This is a genomic window from Usitatibacter palustris, assembly GCF_013003985.1.
Taxonomy (GTDB): domain Bacteria; phylum Pseudomonadota; class Gammaproteobacteria; order Burkholderiales; family Usitatibacteraceae; genus Usitatibacter; species Usitatibacter palustris.
Window position 1 is genome coordinate 1,229,563 of the sequence record NZ_CP053073.1, and the last position, 16,432, is coordinate 1,245,994.

General features: G+C 65.4%; 18 protein-coding genes. 10 read left to right on the forward strand and 8 right to left on the reverse strand.

The features are described from left to right. Positions 1 to 75: 75 nt before the first annotated feature. Positions 76 to 588 carry a bactofilin family protein gene (locus tag DSM104440_RS06330; protein ID WP_171161198.1) on the forward strand — a complete coding sequence of 171 codons (513 nt, stop codon included), beginning with the start codon at positions 76 to 78 and terminating at the stop codon, positions 586 to 588. 2 nt (positions 589 to 590) lie between these two features. On the opposite strand, the gene purB is transcribed toward DSM104440_RS06330, so the two are convergent. Continuing rightward, entirely contained in the window at positions 591 to 1,958 is a 1,368-nt protein-coding gene (gene purB / locus DSM104440_RS06335) for an adenylosuccinate lyase (protein ID WP_171161199.1), read from the reverse strand. 25 nt (positions 1,959 to 1,983) lie between these two features. On the opposite strand from purB, the gene DSM104440_RS06340 reads away from it, so the two are divergent. Next, positions 1,984 to 2,598 (forward strand): glutathione S-transferase C-terminal domain-containing protein, encoded by a 615-nt coding sequence (locus DSM104440_RS06340; RefSeq protein WP_343034128.1) that lies wholly within the window; start codon positions 1,984 to 1,986, stop codon positions 2,596 to 2,598. Positions 2,599 to 2,605: 7 nt separating this feature from the next. Here the strand turns inward: DSM104440_RS06340 and mnmA are convergent, their stop codons facing one another. From mnmA to DSM104440_RS06355, 3 genes are all read right to left on the reverse strand, one after another. Further along, positions 2,606 to 3,673 carry a tRNA 2-thiouridine(34) synthase MnmA gene (gene mnmA, locus DSM104440_RS06345; RefSeq protein ID WP_171161201.1) on the reverse strand — a complete coding sequence of 356 codons (1,068 nt, stop codon included), beginning with the start codon at positions 3,671 to 3,673 and terminating at the stop codon, positions 2,606 to 2,608. Positions 3,674 to 3,739: 66 nt separating this feature from the next. Then, a complete protein-coding gene (locus DSM104440_RS06350; protein ID WP_212758239.1) occupies positions 3,740 to 4,150 on the reverse strand; it encodes a hypothetical protein in 411 nt (136 codons plus the stop codon). Positions 4,151 to 4,249: 99 nt separating this feature from the next. Further along, a complete protein-coding gene (locus DSM104440_RS06355; RefSeq protein WP_171161202.1) occupies positions 4,250 to 4,804 on the reverse strand; it encodes a pseudouridine synthase in 555 nt (184 codons plus the stop codon). Positions 4,805 to 4,876: 72 nt separating this feature from the next. Here DSM104440_RS06355 and DSM104440_RS06360 point away from each other — a divergent pair, with 72 nt between their 5' ends. Next, entirely contained in the window at positions 4,877 to 6,091 is a 1,215-nt protein-coding gene (locus tag DSM104440_RS06360) for an NADP-dependent isocitrate dehydrogenase (RefSeq protein ID WP_171161203.1), read from the forward strand. A gap of 76 nt (positions 6,092 to 6,167) precedes the next feature. Here DSM104440_RS06360 and cspE read toward each other — a convergent pair whose 3' ends face one another. Further along, the gene (gene cspE / locus DSM104440_RS06365; protein WP_076021892.1) at positions 6,168 to 6,371 is read right to left on the reverse strand and encodes a transcription antiterminator/RNA stability regulator CspE; all 204 of its coding nucleotides are present in this window, start codon (positions 6,369 to 6,371) and stop codon (positions 6,168 to 6,170) included. 266 nt (positions 6,372 to 6,637) lie between these two features. On the opposite strand from cspE, the gene clpS reads away from it, so the two are divergent. From clpS to DSM104440_RS06390, 5 genes are all read left to right on the forward strand, one after another. Beyond that, positions 6,638 to 6,949: an ATP-dependent Clp protease adapter ClpS gene (gene clpS / locus DSM104440_RS06370; protein ID WP_171161204.1), complete on the forward strand. Its 312-nt coding sequence runs from the start codon at positions 6,638 to 6,640 to the stop codon at positions 6,947 to 6,949. After that, positions 6,946 to 9,228 carry an ATP-dependent Clp protease ATP-binding subunit ClpA gene (gene clpA / locus DSM104440_RS06375; RefSeq protein ID WP_171161205.1) on the forward strand — a complete coding sequence of 761 codons (2,283 nt, stop codon included), beginning with the start codon at positions 6,946 to 6,948 and terminating at the stop codon, positions 9,226 to 9,228. Before clpS ends, clpA begins: the two co-directional genes overlap by 4 nt. 87 nt (positions 9,229 to 9,315) lie before the next feature. Further along, complete coding sequence (locus DSM104440_RS06380) at positions 9,316 to 9,666, forward strand: c-type cytochrome (RefSeq protein WP_171161206.1); 351 nt, start codon at positions 9,316 to 9,318, stop codon at positions 9,664 to 9,666. 12 nt (positions 9,667 to 9,678) lie between these two features. Beyond that, entirely contained in the window at positions 9,679 to 10,947 is a 1,269-nt protein-coding gene (locus DSM104440_RS06385; RefSeq protein WP_212758240.1) for an NAD(P)/FAD-dependent oxidoreductase, read from the forward strand. Positions 10,948 to 11,062: 115 nt separating this feature from the next. Further along, positions 11,063 to 12,391 (forward strand): ATP-grasp domain-containing protein, encoded by a 1,329-nt coding sequence (locus tag DSM104440_RS06390; RefSeq protein WP_171161207.1) that lies wholly within the window; start codon positions 11,063 to 11,065, stop codon positions 12,389 to 12,391. A gap of 4 nt (positions 12,392 to 12,395) precedes the next feature. Here DSM104440_RS06390 and DSM104440_RS06395 read toward each other — a convergent pair whose 3' ends face one another. Genes DSM104440_RS06395 through DSM104440_RS06405 form a run of 3 tightly spaced genes read right to left on the reverse strand, consistent with a single transcriptional unit; the run spans position 12,396 to position 15,048 of the window. Next, a complete protein-coding gene (locus DSM104440_RS06395; protein ID WP_212758241.1) occupies positions 12,396 to 12,989 on the reverse strand; it encodes a GNAT family N-acetyltransferase in 594 nt (197 codons plus the stop codon). Continuing rightward, on the reverse strand, positions 12,986 to 13,558 hold the full coding sequence (gene slmA, locus DSM104440_RS06400) for a nucleoid occlusion factor SlmA (RefSeq protein WP_171161208.1): 573 nt from the start codon (positions 13,556 to 13,558) through the stop codon (positions 12,986 to 12,988). Before slmA ends, DSM104440_RS06395 begins: the two co-directional genes overlap by 4 nt. A gap of 14 nt (positions 13,559 to 13,572) precedes the next feature. Further along, positions 13,573 to 15,048, reverse strand: a complete 1,476-nt coding sequence (locus DSM104440_RS06405) for a helicase HerA-like domain-containing protein (protein ID WP_171161209.1) — start codon at positions 15,046 to 15,048, stop codon at positions 13,573 to 13,575. A gap of 88 nt (positions 15,049 to 15,136) precedes the next feature. Here DSM104440_RS06405 and DSM104440_RS06410 point away from each other — a divergent pair, with 88 nt between their 5' ends. After that, positions 15,137 to 15,865 (forward strand): YebC/PmpR family DNA-binding transcriptional regulator, encoded by a 729-nt coding sequence (locus DSM104440_RS06410; RefSeq protein ID WP_171161210.1) that lies wholly within the window; start codon positions 15,137 to 15,139, stop codon positions 15,863 to 15,865. Then, the gene (locus tag DSM104440_RS19380; protein ID WP_246212104.1) at positions 15,866 to 16,432 is read left to right on the forward strand and encodes a GNAT family N-acetyltransferase; all 567 of its coding nucleotides are present in this window, start codon (positions 15,866 to 15,868) and stop codon (positions 16,430 to 16,432) included.

Consider the following 16,432-nt stretch of genomic DNA (forward strand, 5'->3'; position numbering starts at 1 on the left):
GCTTGCGGCGGCGTGTGTGGCACGGATCCTGTATCGCGTCCTCTCTTGAACATCCCCACGATTGAGGAGCGACCCATGAAATACGGAGAGAACCTGTTCGGCCGTCGCGATGTGCGGCCTCCCGAGCCTGCTGCGCCCGCACGGCCGACCGCGGCGAACTCGCCCAGTGCGACGCCGGCGATCGTGCCAACCCCCGCACGATCGCCGGCGCCGGGCGAGGCCGTTGCGAAGGCCGAAGAGCATGGCGGCAGCAAGCTGATCGTCGGCCCCAACATCAAGCTGAAGGGCGTCGAGATCCACGACTGCGACACGCTCGTTGTGGAGGGTCGTGTCGAGGCCACGATGAAAAGCCGTGCGATCCAGATCGCCGAGCACGGGGCCTTCAGCGGCAAGGTCGATATCGACGTCGCCGAAGTGCGCGGCAATTTCCAGGGCGAGATGACGGCGCGCAAGCGTCTCGTCATCCACGCAACGGGCCGCGTGTCGGGAAAGATCCGCTACGGGAAGGTGCTCGTGCAGGAAGGCGGGGAGCTCAGTGGCGAGATCGCCGCATTGGGAGACGGCCCGCCGGACCTGCGTCCGGCTTGAGTTCAGCCGCCGCGCGCAAGGCGCGCGGCGAGCCCCGTGTAGGTCGCGGGCGTCAGCGCGAGCAAGCGCGCCTTCACGTCTTCGGGCAGCTCGAGGCCGCGGATGAACGCGTGCAGTCCGGCCTTGTCGATGCCGCCCTTGCCGCGCGTCAGGTCCTTGAGCTTTTCATAGGACCCGGCGATGCGATGCGCGCGCATCACGGTCTGAACTGCCTCCGCAAGAACATCCCAGCTTTCATCGAGGTCACGCGCGATGCGGGCCGGATCGGCCTCGAGCTTCGCGAGCCCGCGGTCGCAGGAATCGTAGGCGAGCAGGCAGTAGCCGAAGGCCACGCCCATGTTGCGCAACACCGTGGAATCGGTGAGGTCGCGCTGCCAGCGCGAGATGGGGAGTTTTTCCGACAAATGGCGCAGGAGCGCGTTGGCGAGCCCGAGATTGCCTTCGGAATTCTCGAAGTCGATCGGGTTCACCTTGTGCGGCATCGTCGAGGAGCCCACTTCGCCCGCCTTCACCCGCTGCTTGAAGTAGCCGAGCGAGATGTAGCCCCAGATGTCGCGGTTGAGGTCGATCAGGATCGTGTTGAGGCGGGCGGCCGCGTCGAAGGCCTCGGCGAGCGCATCGTGCGGCTCGATCTGGATGGTGAGCGGGTTGTAGGTGATGCCCAGGCGCTCCACGAAAGCGCGCGCGAATCGCGGCCAGTCGAAATCAGGCGCGGCCGCCACGTGGGCGTTGAAGTTGCCCGTTGCGCCGTTGATCTTGCCCAGCAGTTCGACGCCCGCGAGCTTCGCGCGTGCGCGCTTGAGCCGCGCGGCCACGACCGCCATTTCCTTGCCGAGCGACGTCGGTGTCGCGGGCTGGCCATGCGTGCGCGCGAGCATGGCGACGTCCGCATGCTGCGTGGCGAGGCCGTCGAGGCGCGTGACGAGCTTGTCGATCGCCGGAAGGACGACGGCATCGCGGCCGCCCCGGACCATCAGCGCATGCGAAAGGTTGTTGATGTCCTCGGAGGTGCAGGCGAAGTGGATGAACTCCGCGGCCTGCATCACTTCGGTGCTGGCGGCCAGGCGTTCACGCAGCCAGTACTCGACGGCCTTCACGTCGTGGTTGGTCGTTGCTTCGATCGCCTTGATGCGCTCGGCATCGGCGAGGGCGAAGCCCGAGGCGGCACGATCGAGCTCGGCGATCGTCTCCGCAGAGAAGGGCGCGAGCGCCTTGAAGCCGGGGTCCGCGGCGAGCGCCTTGAGCCATTCGACCTCGACGCGCACGCGGCAGCGCATCAGCGCGAATTCGCTGAAGTGATCCTGGAGCGGCCGGGTCTTGGCGCTATAGCGCCCGTCGAGGGGCGAAAGGGCGGTGAGGGGAGATGACATGCGCGATTCCGGTGGAAATTTTATCATGCGGCTCATGAAGCTCATCGCCTCGCATACCAGCCCCTACGCCCGCAAGGTTCGCGTCGTCCTCGCCGAGAAGCAGATCGCCTGCGATCTCGTGGAGGAAAACGTGTGGAGTCCCGCGTCGACCGTGCCGCGCCACAACCCGCTGAACAAGATCCCGACGCTCATCCTCGATGACGGGACCAGCCTTTTCGATTCGAGCGTGATCACCGAGTACCTCGACACGCTTGGCGGCCCGCCCCTCATTCCGGGCGCGGGCCTCGAGCGGGCTCACGTGCGCTGCGACGAATCGCTGGCCGATGGTATTTGCGACGCGGCGTTGACGATCGTGCTCGAGCGCAAGCGCGAGGCGATGCGCCAGGATCCGACCTGGATGGATCGCCAGCGCGGGAAGATCGACGCGGGCATCGAGGGCCTGGCGAAGCAGCTAGGCGATCGTCCCTGGCTCAACGGAAAGACGATGACGCTCGCCGACCTCGCAGCCGGTTGCGCGTTGTTCTACGTCGCCTTCCGCCTGCCGGAGATCGACTGGCGATCGAAGCATCCGAACCTCGCGGGCTACGCCGCGAAGCTCGACGCGCGGCCCTCGTTCGCGGGAACGCGACCGCCGGCCTGATGCGCGATCAGGCGATCACGCCACCACCGAGGCAGGTTTCTCCCCGGTAGACCACGGCCGATTGCCCGGGCGTCACCGCCCATTGGGGTTCGCCAAAGGCCAGCGCGAATCCGTCCTGTTCCCGGGCTTGCATGGAGCAGGCTGAATCCGACTGGCGATAGCGCGTCTTCGCCGCGAGGCCCTCGATTTCCGACGGTGCGTCGCCGGCGATCCAGCTCGCGTCCGAGGCATTCAGGGTGCGATTGAACAGGAGCGGATGGTCGTGGCCCTGGACGACGACCAGCCGATTGGCTCCAAGGTCCTTGCCGGCGACATACCAGGGCGTGCCGTCGCCTTCGCGGCTGCCGCCGATACCCAGGCCCTGGCGCTGCCCGATCGTGTAATACATGAGGCCCTGGTGCTCGCCGACGGCCTTCCCCTCGGGCGTGACCATCGGACCGGGCTCGCGTGGCAGGTAGCGCTCCAGGAAGGCGCGGAAGGGCCGTTCGCCGATGAAGCAGATCCCGGTCGAATCGCGCTTCGCGTGGTTCGGCAGTCCTGCCTCGCGCGCGATCCGCCGCACCTCCGACTTGTGCAGGCCGCCCACCGGAAAGAGCGTGCGCGAGAGCTGCGCCTGGTTGAGGCGGTGCAGGAAATAGCTCTGGTCCTTGCCCGGGTCGATGCCCTTCAACAGTGCATGGCGACCGTCACGCTCCTCGACGCGGGCGTAGTGGCCCGTGGCGATCCGCTCGGCGCCGTGCGAGAGGGCGTGGTCGAGGAATGCCTTGAACTTGATCTCGGCGTTGCAGAGGACGTCGGGGTTGGGCGTGCGGCCCGCCTGGTACTCGGCGAGGAAACTCGCGAAGACCCGCTCCCGGTATTCGGCGGCGAAGTTGACCGCCTCGATGTCGATCCCGATCTTCTCCGCGACCGACACGGCGTCGATGAGGTCCTCGCGCGTCGAGCAGTACTCGTCGTCATCGTCGTCCTCCCAGTTCTTCATGAAGAGGCCGAGCACGTCGTGACCCTGCTGCTTGAGCAGGAGGGCGGCGACGGCGGAATCGACTCCGCCCGAGAGGCCCACGACGACTTTCATTGAGCAATTGTCCCAAAAACAAAGGCGGGGCCGAGGCCCCGCCTTCGTGATGCGTTCCGCGAAGAATTAAGGCTTCTTCGGGGCGGCATCCTTCTTCGGCTCGGCAGCAGCAGCCGGAGCGGCCGGGGCGGCAGCAGCGGGCTTGTCTGCAGCGGGCTTCGCGTCGGCCTTCGGCGCGTCAGCCTTCGGCGCGTCGGCGGGCTTCTTCGACGGCTTCTTGTCGGCGGCGGGCTTGGCGGCGGGCTTCTTGGCCGGCTTGTCGGCAGCGGGCTTCGCGTCAGCCTTCGGCGTTCCGGCCTTGGCGGGCGCAGCGGCAGGAGCAGCAGCGGCAGGAGCAGCAGCGGCAGGAGCAGCAGCGGCAGGGGCGGGGGTCTTCGCCGGCTCAGCAGCCTTCGCCGGAGCGGCGGGGGCCTGGGCCAGGACGGAGAACGAGGCAGCAGCAAACACGGTTGCGATGAGGGTGGACAGCTTGTTCATTTCTGCTATTTCCTTGATTTATGTTTGTCAGGGGTCATCAATGCAGGGCAATCGACAGGACCAATTCTTCAGCCTCGTCCTCGGCATTAACGCGGCGCATTATACCGGGGTTGACAGGGAAGCTTCCCTCCATTTTCCCGGGGCGAGCCCAGCAAGCTCCCAGGGCCCCACCTGATAGCGGATCAACCGGAGCGTGGGAAACCCCACGGCGGCGGTCATCCGGCGCACCTGGCGGTTCTTTCCCTCCCGGATCCGAAGCTCCAGCCACGACGTCGGAATGGCCTTGCGCACGCGAATCGGCGGGTCGCGTTCCCAGAGGCCCGGGGGCTCGTCGATACGCCGCGCCTCCGCGGGCAGGGTCTCGAAGTCCGGGAGCTCGACGCCGGCTCGCAGGACCTTGAGTGCGGCCTCCCCGGGCTCGCCTTCGACCTGGACCCAGTAGCCCTTCTCCATCTTGTGCCGCGGATCGGCGATGCGAGTCTGCAAACGGCCGTCGTCGGTCAGCACCAGCAGGCCTTCGCTGTCGGTATCGAGGCGGCCGGCGGGGTAGACGCCCGGAACCCGGACGAAATCCTTGAGGGTCGGGCGATCGCCTTCGCTGGTGAACTGGCAAAGGACGCCAAAGGGCTTGTTCAGGATGATGGTTCGGGGCATAGGGGTCCGGTCGCCTCAGGGTGCTTTGCTATAATTTTGGATTCGCCAGCAGAAAACACGAGGGAGCAAGGGATGGCCAAGATCAAGGTGAAGAACCCGATCGTCGAGATGGACGGCGACGAGATGACGCGGATCATCTGGAAGCGAATCCGCGAGAAGCTCATCCTTCCGTATCTGGACGTCGATCTCAAGTATTTCGATCTTGGCGTGGAGCATCGCGACGCGACCGACGACAAGGTCACCGTCGATTCGGCCAATGCCACGAAGGAGTACGGCGTCGCGGTGAAGTGCGCGACGATCACGCCCGACGAGGGCCGCGTCAAGGAATTCAACCTGAAGCAGATGTGGAAAAGCCCGAACGGGACGATCCGCAACATCCTCGACGGCACCATCTTCCGCGAGCCGATCATTTGCAAGAACGTGCCGCGCCTCGTCTCGCACTGGGACAAGCCGGTCGTCGTGGCGCGCCACGGCTTCGGCGACCAGTACCGTGCGAGCGAAATCAAGTTTGACGGTCCGGGTTCGCTCAAGCTCATCTTTACGCCCAAGGGCGGCGGGGCTCCGATCGAGCGCGACGTCTTTCAGGCGCCGGGTGCGGGCGTCACGATGGCGATGTACAACCTGGACGAGTCCATCAAGGGCTTCGCGCGCGCCTGCTTCAACTACGCGCTCAACCGGAAGTACCCGGTGTACCTCTCGAGCAAGAACACGATCCTCAAGGTCTACGACGGGCGCTTCATGATTCTCTTCCAGGAGATCTTCGACGCCGAGTTCAAGGCCAAATTCGATGCGGCCGGGCTCACCTACGAGCACCGCCTCATCGACGACATGGTGGCCTCGAACCTCAAGTGGACGGGTGGCTACCTCTGGGCGTGCAAGAACTACGACGGGGACGTCCAATCGGACACGGTCGCACAGGGCTACGGTTCGCTGGGCCTGATGACCTCGGTGCTCACGACGCCCGACGGCAAGACGGTCGAAGCCGAGGCGGCGCACGGAACGGTCACGCGGCACTATCGCCTGCACCAGCAGGGCAAGCCGACGTCGACGAACCCGATCGCGTCGATCTACGCGTGGACGCGCGGCCTGCAGTACCGCGGCCGGATGGATAATACGCCGGACGTGGTGAACTTCGCGTTGGCGCTGGAAAAGGTCTGCGTGGACATGGTCGAGTCGGGCAAGATGACCAAGGATCTCGCGATCCTGATCCGCCCGGACCATCCGTTCCTGACCACCGAGGAGTACATGGACGCGGTGGACTCGGAGCTCAAGCGCCGGATGGGCTGAGGATCGCCCCGGAAAGCAGGCAGAAAAAAACCCCTGCGGCGCGAGCCACAGGGGTTTTTCAATTCTCGCTACGGCGTCAGGCGGCCTGGATGTTGGACGCCTGCTTGCCCTTGGGTCCCTGAGTCACGTCAAAGGAGACTTTTTGGCCTTCCTTGAGCGTTTTGAAACCCTGCATCTGGATCGCGGAGAAGTGCGCGAAGAGATCCTCGCTGCCGTCGTCCGGCGTGATGAATCCATAACCCTTCGCGTCGTTGAACCACTTCACGGTGCCTGTTGCCATGCGTACCTCATGTCGATACGGGTGGAGTCCCGCACATTGTTCGGCCCAGCCCCCGCACGTCAAAAGGCGATGCAGAATCCTGAAACCAAACTCCAAGGCGCTTTGTACGCGGGCTCCAGAGTCAAGTCAATACCGCTGTGGCATCGGGCGAGAAAGTGTGTCATTCGCGCCACGCGCCGACCGGCGGCGCGTGCAACCAGTTGAAGGGTCTTGAAAATCACGGTTCGCTTGTCCATATTAGGATGAGATGTTCCCAGCAACCTTCCATGGCAAACAAACCCAGCAGCGGTGGCACGGTACTCAAGCCCAGCGCCACCAAGGTCAAGCCGCCGCCGATGTTCCAGGTCGTGATGTATAACGACGACTACACCCCCATGGAGTTCGTGGTCGAGGTGCTGCAGCTGTTCTTCACGCTGCCGCGGGAACGGGCCACCCAGGTGATGCTCAAAGTGCATACGGAAGGACGTGGCGTCTGCGGGATCTATCCCAAGGATGTCGCATCGACGAAGGTGGACCAGGTGGCGGCGTATTCGCGCCAGCACCAGCATCCCCTGCAGTGTGTGATGGAGGAAACATGATTGCCCAGGAACTCGAAGTCAGTCTGCACATGGCGTTCGTGGAAGCGCGCCAGAAGCGCCACGAATTCATCACCGTCGAGCACCTGCTGCTCGCGCTGTGCGACAACCCGTCGGCTGCCGAGGTGCTCAAGGCGTGCGCCGCGAAGATCGACGAGCTGAAGAAGGCGCTCGCCGACTTCGTCATGCAGCACACCCCCACCGTCGCCGGCACGGGCGAGGTGGACACGCAGCCCACGCTCGGCTTCCAGCGCGTCATCCAGCGCGCGATCCTGCACGTCCAGTCCTCGGGCAAGAAGGAAGTCACCGGCGCGAACGTCCTGGTGGCGATCTACGGCGAGAAGGATTCGCACGCCGTGTACTTCCTCCACCAGCAAGGCGTGTCGCGGCTCGACGTCGTGAACTACATCTCGCACGGCATCACGAAGGCGCCGCAGGCGCCGGGAGCGCGCGAGGAGGGCGAGGGCGAGCAGGAAACGCCGGAGGCCCAAACCGGTGGCGCGCTCGAAAGCTTCACCCAGAACCTCAACCAGCTCGCCATCGACGGCAAGATCGATCCGCTCATCGGACGCGAGTCCGAGCTCGAGCGCGTGATCCAGGTGCTTTGCCGCCGCCGCAAGAACAACCCGTTGCTCGTGGGCGAGGCCGGCGTGGGCAAGACCGCCATCGCCGAGGGCCTGGCCAAGCGCGTGATCGACAACCAGGTTCCCGAAGTGCTCGCGAAGGCGCAGGTCTACGCGCTCGACATGGGCGCGCTGCTGGCCGGGACGAAGTACCGCGGTGATTTCGAGCAACGCCTCAAAGCGGTGCTCAAGCAGCTGCTCGACAATCCGAACGCGATCCTCTTCATCGACGAGATCCACACGCTGATCGGCGCGGGCAGCGCCTCGGGCGGGACGCTCGATGCGTCGAACCTCCTCAAGCCGGCACTGAGCTCCGGGCAGCTCAAGTGCATCGGCGCGACCACGTACAACGAATACCGCGGCATCTTCGAGAAGGATCACGCCCTGTCCCGGCGTTTCCAGAAGATTGACGTGAACGAGCCTTCGATCGCGGAGACCGTGGATATCCTGCGCGGGCTCAAGAGCCGCTTCGAGTCGCACCATGGCGTGAAGTACACCGCTAACGCGCTCACGACCGCGGCTGAGCTCTCGGCGCGCTACATCAACGACCGCCACCTGCCCGACAAGGCGATCGACGTGATCGACGAGGCGGGTGCGCTCCAGCGCATCCTGCCCAAGTCGCGGCAGAAGAAAGTCATCGGCAAGCCCGAGATCGAGGAGATCATCTCCAAGATCGCCCGGATTCCGGCGCGCACGGTGTCCTCCGACGACCGCAGCCAGTTGAAGAACCTCGACCGCGACCTGAAGGCCGTCGTCTTCGGCCAGGACAAGGCGATCGACGCGCTGTCGGCGGCGATCAAGATGGCCCGCAGCGGCCTGGGCAATCCCCAGAAGCCGATCGGCAGTTTCCTCTTCTCGGGCCCCACGGGCGTGGGCAAGACGGAAGTCGCGCGCCAGCTCGCGTTCATCATGGGCGTCGAGCTCATTCGCTTCGACATGTCGGAGTACATGGAGCGCCATGCGGTGTCGCGCCTCATCGGCGCGCCTCCGGGCTACGTCGGTTTCGACCAGGGCGGCCTGCTCACCGAGGCGGTCACGAAGCATCCGTATTCCGTGCTGCTGCTCGACGAGATCGAGAAGGCGCATCCGGACATCTTCAACATCCTGCTGCAGGTGATGGACCACGGCACGCTCACCGACAACAACGGCCGCAAGGCCGACTTCCGCAACGTCGCGATCGTGATGACCACGAACGCCGGGGCCGAGGGACTGTCGCGCAATTCGATCGGCTTCACCGACGACAAGAAGGCCGGCGACGAGATGGCCGAGATCAAGCGCATGTTCACGCCGGAGTTCAGGAATCGCCTCGACGCGGTCATCTCCTTCGGGGCGCTCGACGAGATCATCATCCTGCGCGTGGTCGACAAGTTCCTCATGCAGCTCGAGGCGCAGCTTTCGGAGAAGAAGGTCGACGCGCTCTTCACCGAGGAGCTCAAGAAGTACCTCGCGAAGAACGGGTTCGATCCGCAGATGGGCGCGCGCCCGATGGCGCGCCTCATCCAGGACACGATTCGCCGCGCGCTGGCCGACGAGCTGCTCTTTGGCAAACTCGCCACAGGTGGCCGCGTCACGATCGATGTGGATGCCGATGGCAAGGTGCGGCTCGACATCGCGCCCACCGCGCAGCCCGCCGAGCCCGTCGAGTCGACCTCCACGTGACCGTCAGCCGGCGCATTAGCGCCGGCTGATTCTTGCGTCGCGGGTGATTGCGCTATTCTGGCGGCTCCGCCTTTCGAGGAGCATTCCATGGGCCAGCGCACCGCTTTCTGGGTCGCGGCCGGGCTTGCAGCTTTTGCAAGCCTTGCCGACGCACAACAACCGCCTCCGCCTCCCCCCGCATTCGCCGCTTCCAATCTGACGGAGTCGGGCGTTCGCTCCCTCGCCGCGAACTGCGCGGCCTGCCATGGCACGAACGGCAAGGCCGCCGCCGGTTCCACGGTGCCTGGGCTCGCCGGACGACCCGCAGCCGACATCAGCACCGCCATGGCGCAGTTCAAGGCCGGCACGAAGCCCGCGACGCTCATGCACCAGATCGCGAAGGGCTACAGCGATGCCGAAGTGGCCGCGCTCGCCGATTACTTCTCCAAGCAACGCTAGCCGGAGGCCATCATGAACATGCGACGCAGGGATTTCCTCATCGCCGGCGCGGCCGGCGTGACGCTCGCCGGCTTCTCCGGATGCGCCTCGACGCCGAGCGCACCGAAGGCCCGTGTGGCGGTGGTCGGTGGCGGTTACGGTGGCGCGACGGCCGCGAAGTACATCCGGATGCTCGATCCTTCGATCGAAGTCGTGCTGATCGAGCCCAACGAAGCATTCGTCTCCTGCCCGATCTCCAACATGGTGCTCGGCGGCTTCAAGACGATGGCCGACATCACCACGCCGTACACGGCGCTCGAGCGCACGCATGGCGTGAAGATCGTGCGCGATACGGCGACCGCCGTCGACGTCGAGAAGAAGCAGGTGCGGCTCTCGCGCGGGGACCCCGTGTCCTTCGACCGCGTGATCCTCTCGCCCGGCATCGATTTCATGTGGGAAGCGCTCCCCGCGATGGGTGGCGCCGACGCGCAGAACGCCGTGCTGCACGCGTGGAAGGCCGGCCCGCAGACCGCGCAGCTGCGTCGCCAGCTCGAAGCCATGCCCGACGGCGGCGTCTACGTCCTCTCGATGCCCGAGGCGCCGTATCGCTGCCCACCTGGGCCGTACGAGCGCGTGTGCCAGGTCGCGGCGTACTTCAAGGCATCCAAGCCGCGATCGAAAGTGCTGCTGCTCGATGCGAACCAGGACGTCACGTCCAAGGGGCCGCTCTTCAAGAAGGCCTGGGCGGAGCTCTACAAGGACATCATCGAGTACCGGCCCAACAGCAAGGCGGTCGATGTCGATGTCCGAGGCAGCGTGGTCAAGCTCGAGTTCGGCGACGTGAAGGGCAACGTGCTCAACGTGCTGCCACCGATGAAGGCGGGCAATGTTGCCGCACCCTTCATCACCGTCAATCGCCGGTGGTGCGAGGTCGATTGGCTCACCTACGAGTCGAAGGCCGCCAAGAACGTGCACATCCTGGGCGACTCGCTCCAGATCGCGCCGGCGATGCCCAAGTCGGCGACCATGGCCAATGGTCACGGCAAGGTTTGCGCGGCCGCGGTCGTGGCGCTCATCAACAACCAGGCGCCGAATCCTTCGCCGACGTTGATCAACACTTGCTACAGCATGGTGTCCGGTACGCAATCCGTGCACGTCGCTTCCGTGCACAAATACGACGAGAAGGACCGCACGATGAAGGCGGTGCCGGGCGCGGGCGGGGTTTCCGCGGCCATGAACGAGGCCGAGGGCGCCTACACGATGAATTGGGCGGCCAACATCTGGGCGGACACGCTCGGCTAGTCGCGGCAGCAGTGGGAGTTCGGCACAGGGGCCGCACGCGGCCCCTGTTTCATTTCCGTTACACTGGCCCGCAACAGCCGCATCCGGAGAGCCCTCGGCCCCGTAGAACCAGTTGATGACCCGACGAATCCTGGTGCTGTTCCCCGACGAGTGGGATCGTGCCGTCGCCCGTGATGGCCGTTACCGCGATCGCTACGAATTCTTCTTCGAAGGATTCGACCTCTTCAGCTTTCCCGACAACGCGCGCCTGTTCTGGTTCGACGCGCTCGCGTTCGTCGATCGGATCGTCGCTGGATACTCGGGCGGGCGAATCGATGGCGTGGTGACGTCGGACGAGCAGTTCGGGCCTTTCCTCGCATCCCTCATTGCCAAGCGCCTCGGGCTGCCGCACACGCCCGTCGAGGCGATCCTCACGATCCAGCACAAGTATTACGCGCGGCAGGCGTTCGAGCGCATCGCTCCGGAAGCGAATGCGCGCTTCGGCCTCATCCGTCGCGACTACGCGGGGCCGGAGGACGTGCCGCTGCCGTATCCGTTCTATGTGAAGCCCGTGAAGGCCGCGTACTCGGTCCTGGCGCGGCGCGTGGATTCCTTCGAGGATTTTCGCAAGCACACCCATTTCGGCTGGTTCGAGCGCGCGATCATCGAGCGGCTGGTGAGGCCGTTCGACCAGGTGATGAAGGCGCACAGCGACATGACGGAGGAGCCCTTCAGCATGATCGCCGAGGAAATCCTCCCGGGGCGCCAGGTCACGGCCAACGGTTACGCCCGCAACGGGCGCGTGACGATGCTGGGCACCGTGGACTCGATCATGTATCCCGGGACCGATCACTTCCAGCGCTTCCAGTATCCGTCGGCGCTGCCGGCATCGCTCCTGGAGCGAATCGACGACGTCGCCGTGCGCCTGCTCGAAGGGCTCGGATTTTCGCAGGGCGTGTTCAACATCGAGATGCGCGTCGATCCGGCGAGCGGCTCCGTGCGGGTAATCGAAATCAATCCGAGAGCGGCGGGCCAGTTCTACGACCTCTTCGAGCGCGTCGATGGCTTCTGTCTCTTTGACGTGTTGCTCGATCTCGAATGCGGCCTCGAGCCCGTCGTTCGTCACCGCGAGGGGCGTGATTCGCATGCGGCGAGCTTCGTGTTGCGCGACTTCAGCGGCGAGGGTCTGTCGCGCTGGCCCAGCGCACGCGAGATCGAGGAGCTCCAGTCGCGCAACCCCGACGTCCACGTGATGGTCTATCGCAAGCGCGGCGCCGATCTCGCGCGCGAGATGAAGTGGCTGGGTAGCTATCGGTACGGGATCTTCAATCTCGGCGCGACCTCGCTCGAGGCGCTGTTCCGTCGATTCCAGAAGCTGTGCGGCGACGTCACGTTCCATCCGCGCAGCCACCGCGAGCCCTGCGTCGAGACGCTGCTCGCCCAGGCGGCGTCAGGCGACGACTAGGCGGCTACCGTCCCGGGACGTCGAGCCAGTCCTGCTCGAACGCGGCGAAGGTCTTGGCAGTGAGCACGTGGTCGCGCCATGCGCCGTCGATGAACAGATAGTCTTTCGCGAGTCCTTCGCGCACGAACCCGAGGCGATCGAGCAGCTTGGCGCTGCGCGCGTTCGTCGGAACGTAGTTGGCCATGATCCGGTGCAACCGCATTTCCCGGAACGCGAAGGCGACGAGCGCATCGAGTGCCTCGTGCATGAGGCCCTGTCCCTCGTGGCTGCGTGCGATCTGGTATCCCAGGTGGCATGCCTGGAAGGGACCTCGCACGACGTTCGTGAGGTTGATGGATCCGATCACCTCGCCCGACTCCGGACCGAGGGGCTGGACCACGAATCGCGCGGCCGTTCCGGAGCGCCATTCGAACTCCGATCGCTCGAGGCGCGCGCGCCAGAACGCCGGCTCGAACCATCCGGGGCCCGCGGGCGGCGACCAGCGGTCGAGGTGCCCGGTCCAGTTGTCGGCGAGGAATCGCGCCATCGCATCGGCCATCGCGGGGCGCGCGAGGCGCAGCGAAAGTCGCGCGGTGGAAAGTTCGGGCAGCCCGCTCAAGGCCCGAAGATGCGCCACTGGGGCGTCCAGCCCTCCATCGGCGAGCGCTTGAAGCCGCTCTTCGCGAACAGGTGCCAGCGTCCAATGACAAACGCGATCATCGCGTTGGCGTACGCATTCACATCCCAATCGGCGGGCAGTTGCGCGGCGGTCACGGCCAGGCGTGCACTCTGGCGCAAGCTGGCTTCGAGGCGGTCGAGGAGCTGGTTCACCCGCACCTGGAGGCGTTCGTCTTCGTTCACCAGTGCGTCGCCGATGAGCACGCGCGTCATGCCCGGATTCTTCTGCGCGAACCCGAGCAGCGTCGCGATCGTCGCCTCGATCTGGCGCATCGCGTCCTTCTCGTCGGACTGGATGCGATTGACGAGCGTGAAGAGCGTCGTCTCGATGAATTCGATCAGGCCCTCGAACATCTGGGCCTTGCTCGCGAAGTGGCGGTAGAGCGCGGCCTCGGATACATCGAGGCGCGCAGCAAGCAGCGCCGTGGTGATGCGCTCACCCTTGGGCTGCTCGAGCATCTCCGCCAGCGTCTGCAGGATCTGAGCCTTGCGCTCGCCGGTCTTGGCCATCTGTCTTCTCCCCTTTACCGCCGGCCGCCGAAGATCGACCCCAGCACCCCGCGAATGATCCTGCGCCCCACTTCGCTGCCCATCGCACGGGCCGCGCTTTTCGCTGCCGCTTCCATCGCGGTCTCTCGTGTCCGTCCCTTGCTGCTGCCCCCGGGCAGTCCCAGCGAATCCAGGAAGCCGCCGGAGCCTTCGGTCTTCTCGTTCGCCGCGGTCTTCGATTGCGCTCGCGCCAACAACTGCTCGGACGCCGACTCGCGATCGACCGCCTTCTCATAATGCCCTGCAACCAGCGAAGCCTCGATGACCTTGCGTCGCTCGTCGGCTGTGAGGGGTCCCAGGCGCGAGCCGGGCGGCACGACGAAGGCGCGCTCGACAGGCTGCGGCGTTCCCTTTTCGTCGAGGAAGGACACCAACGCTTCGCCCACGGCGAGCTCGGTAATGGCTTGCTCGACCTTGACCTTCGGATTGGGCCGGAACGTGGTGGCCGCGGACTTCACCGCCGCCTGGTCGCGCGGCGTGAACGCGCGCAACGCATGCTGCACTCGATTGCCCAACTGCCCCAGGACCGTGTCGGGGACGTCGAGGGGATTCTGGGTCACGAAATACACACCCACGCCCTTGGAGCGCACGAGGCGCACGACCTGCTCGATGCGCTCGAGCAATTCCTTGGGCGCGTCGCTGAACAGCAGGTGCGCTTCATCGAAGAAGAAGACGAGCTTGGGTTTTTCCGGGTCGCCGATTTCCGGGAGGGCTTCGAAGAGCTCGGAGAGCAGCCAGAGGAGCATCGTCGAATACACGCGGGGGCGCGACATCAGCTTGTCGGCCGCGAGGATGTTGATGACGCCGCGGCCGCCGACGGTTTGCATGAGGTCCGCGAGATCGAGCGCGGGCTCACCGAAGAACTTGTCGCCGCCTTGCGACTCGAGGGTGAGCAAGCCGCGCTGGATCGCGCCGATGCTGGCCGTGGAAATGTTGCCGTATTGCGTGCGCAGCTGCGAGGCGTTGTCGCCGGCGAACTGCAGCATCGAGCGAAGATCCTTGAGGTCGAGCAGCAGGAGGCCCTGGTCGTCGGCGATCTTGAACACGGCCGCAAGCACGCCCGACTGCGTCTCGTTGAGATCGAGGATGCGCCCGAGCAGCAGCGGACCCATCTCGCTGATCGTGGAACGCACCGGGTGCCCGCTCTCACCGAACACGTCCCAGAAGGCGACCGGGCAGGCGCGGTACTCGAAGCCCTCGAGGCCGAGGCTCTTCACGCGCTCCGCGACTTTCGCGTTCGATCCCCCCGCGGCGGCGAGGCCCGCGAGATCGCCCTTCACGTCGGCCATGAACACGGGCACGCCGATGGCACTCAGGCGCTCGGCCATCGTCTGCAACGTGACGGTCTTTCCGGTTCCCGTCGCACCGGCGATGAGCCCGTGGCGATTGGCCAATCCGGGCAACAGACCCAAGTCCGATTTCGACTTCGCGACCAGCAGCGGTTCTAGCACGCGGTGCGCTCTGGAGAGGGGCGGGAGGCGAATGTTACCATTGAGCTTTCCCGCCCGGCATTGACGCGCGAGCAGCAACGAGACCCATATGGCAGGACACAGCAAGTGGGCGAACATCCAGCACCGCAAGGGTCGCCAGGACGCCAAGCGCGGCAAGATCTTCACTCGCCTCATCAAGGAAATCACCGTCGCGTCCCGCATGGGCGGCGGCGATCCCGATATGAATCCGCGCCTGCGGCTGGCCGTGGACAAGGCGACGGAAAACAACATGCCCAAGGACAACATCGAGCGCGCGATCAAGCGCGGCACCGGTGATCTCGAGGGCGTGAGCTACGAGGAAGTCCGCTACGAAGGGTACGGATTGCAGGGCGCGGCGATCATGGTCGATTGTCTCACCGACAATCGCGTGCGCACGGTGGCTGAAGTGCGCCACGCCTTCGCGAAGTTCGGCGGCAACATGGGCACGGACGGCTCGGTCGCTTTCCTCTTCAAGCATTGCGGGCAGCTCGTGTTCGCCCCGGGGACCAACGAGGACAAGCTCATGGAAGCCGCCCTCGACGCCGGCGCGGATGACGTCATCACGCACGACGACGGGGCGATCGAGGTGATCACCGCGCCCTACGAGCTTTCGACGGTGCGCGCGAAGCTCGAGAGGGCCGGATTCAAGGCCGAGCTCGCGGAGGTGACGATGAAGCCCACGGCCGAGACCGAGTTCACCGGCGACGATGCCGTGAAGATGCAGAAGCTGCTCGACGCGCTCGAGTCCCTCGACGACGTGCAGGAAGTGCACACCACCGCGGCGATCGCCGGGGGCTGAGTGGCCGAGCTGCTTCGCGCGCTCCTCCTGGAAATTCCCGAGCTCATCGAGACGGAGCGGATGCAGCTTCGGGCGGTGCGAGCCGGGCAGGGCGCCGAGGTGCACGAGGCGCTCGTCGAATCCTACCCACAGCTCGCGACGTGGATGCCCTGGGCGAAGCAGCTGCAGTCGTCCGAGGAGACCGAGGCGTATGCGCGCGAGGCTCAGGCCAAATGGCTCGCGCGAACGACGCTCGATTTCACCTGGTACTCGAAGGACGGGGCCGTCGTGGGCAAGGGCGGCCTCCACACCATCGACTGGGCCATCCCGAAGTTCGAGATCGGCTACTGGGTGCGGACCACGCGAGCTCGCCAGGGATTTGCCTCCGAGGGGACTCGTGCCTTGGCCGAGTTCGCGCGAACGCACCTGGGTGCCCGCCGCATCGAAATCACCTCGGATGCGCGCAACCTTCCCAGCCGGCGCGTGGCTGAGAAGTGCGGCTTCACGCTCGAGGGAATTCGCCTCCAGTCCCGCCGTGACAACGCCGGTGATCTCGCCGATTCGTGCATGTACGCGAGGGTGTTCTGA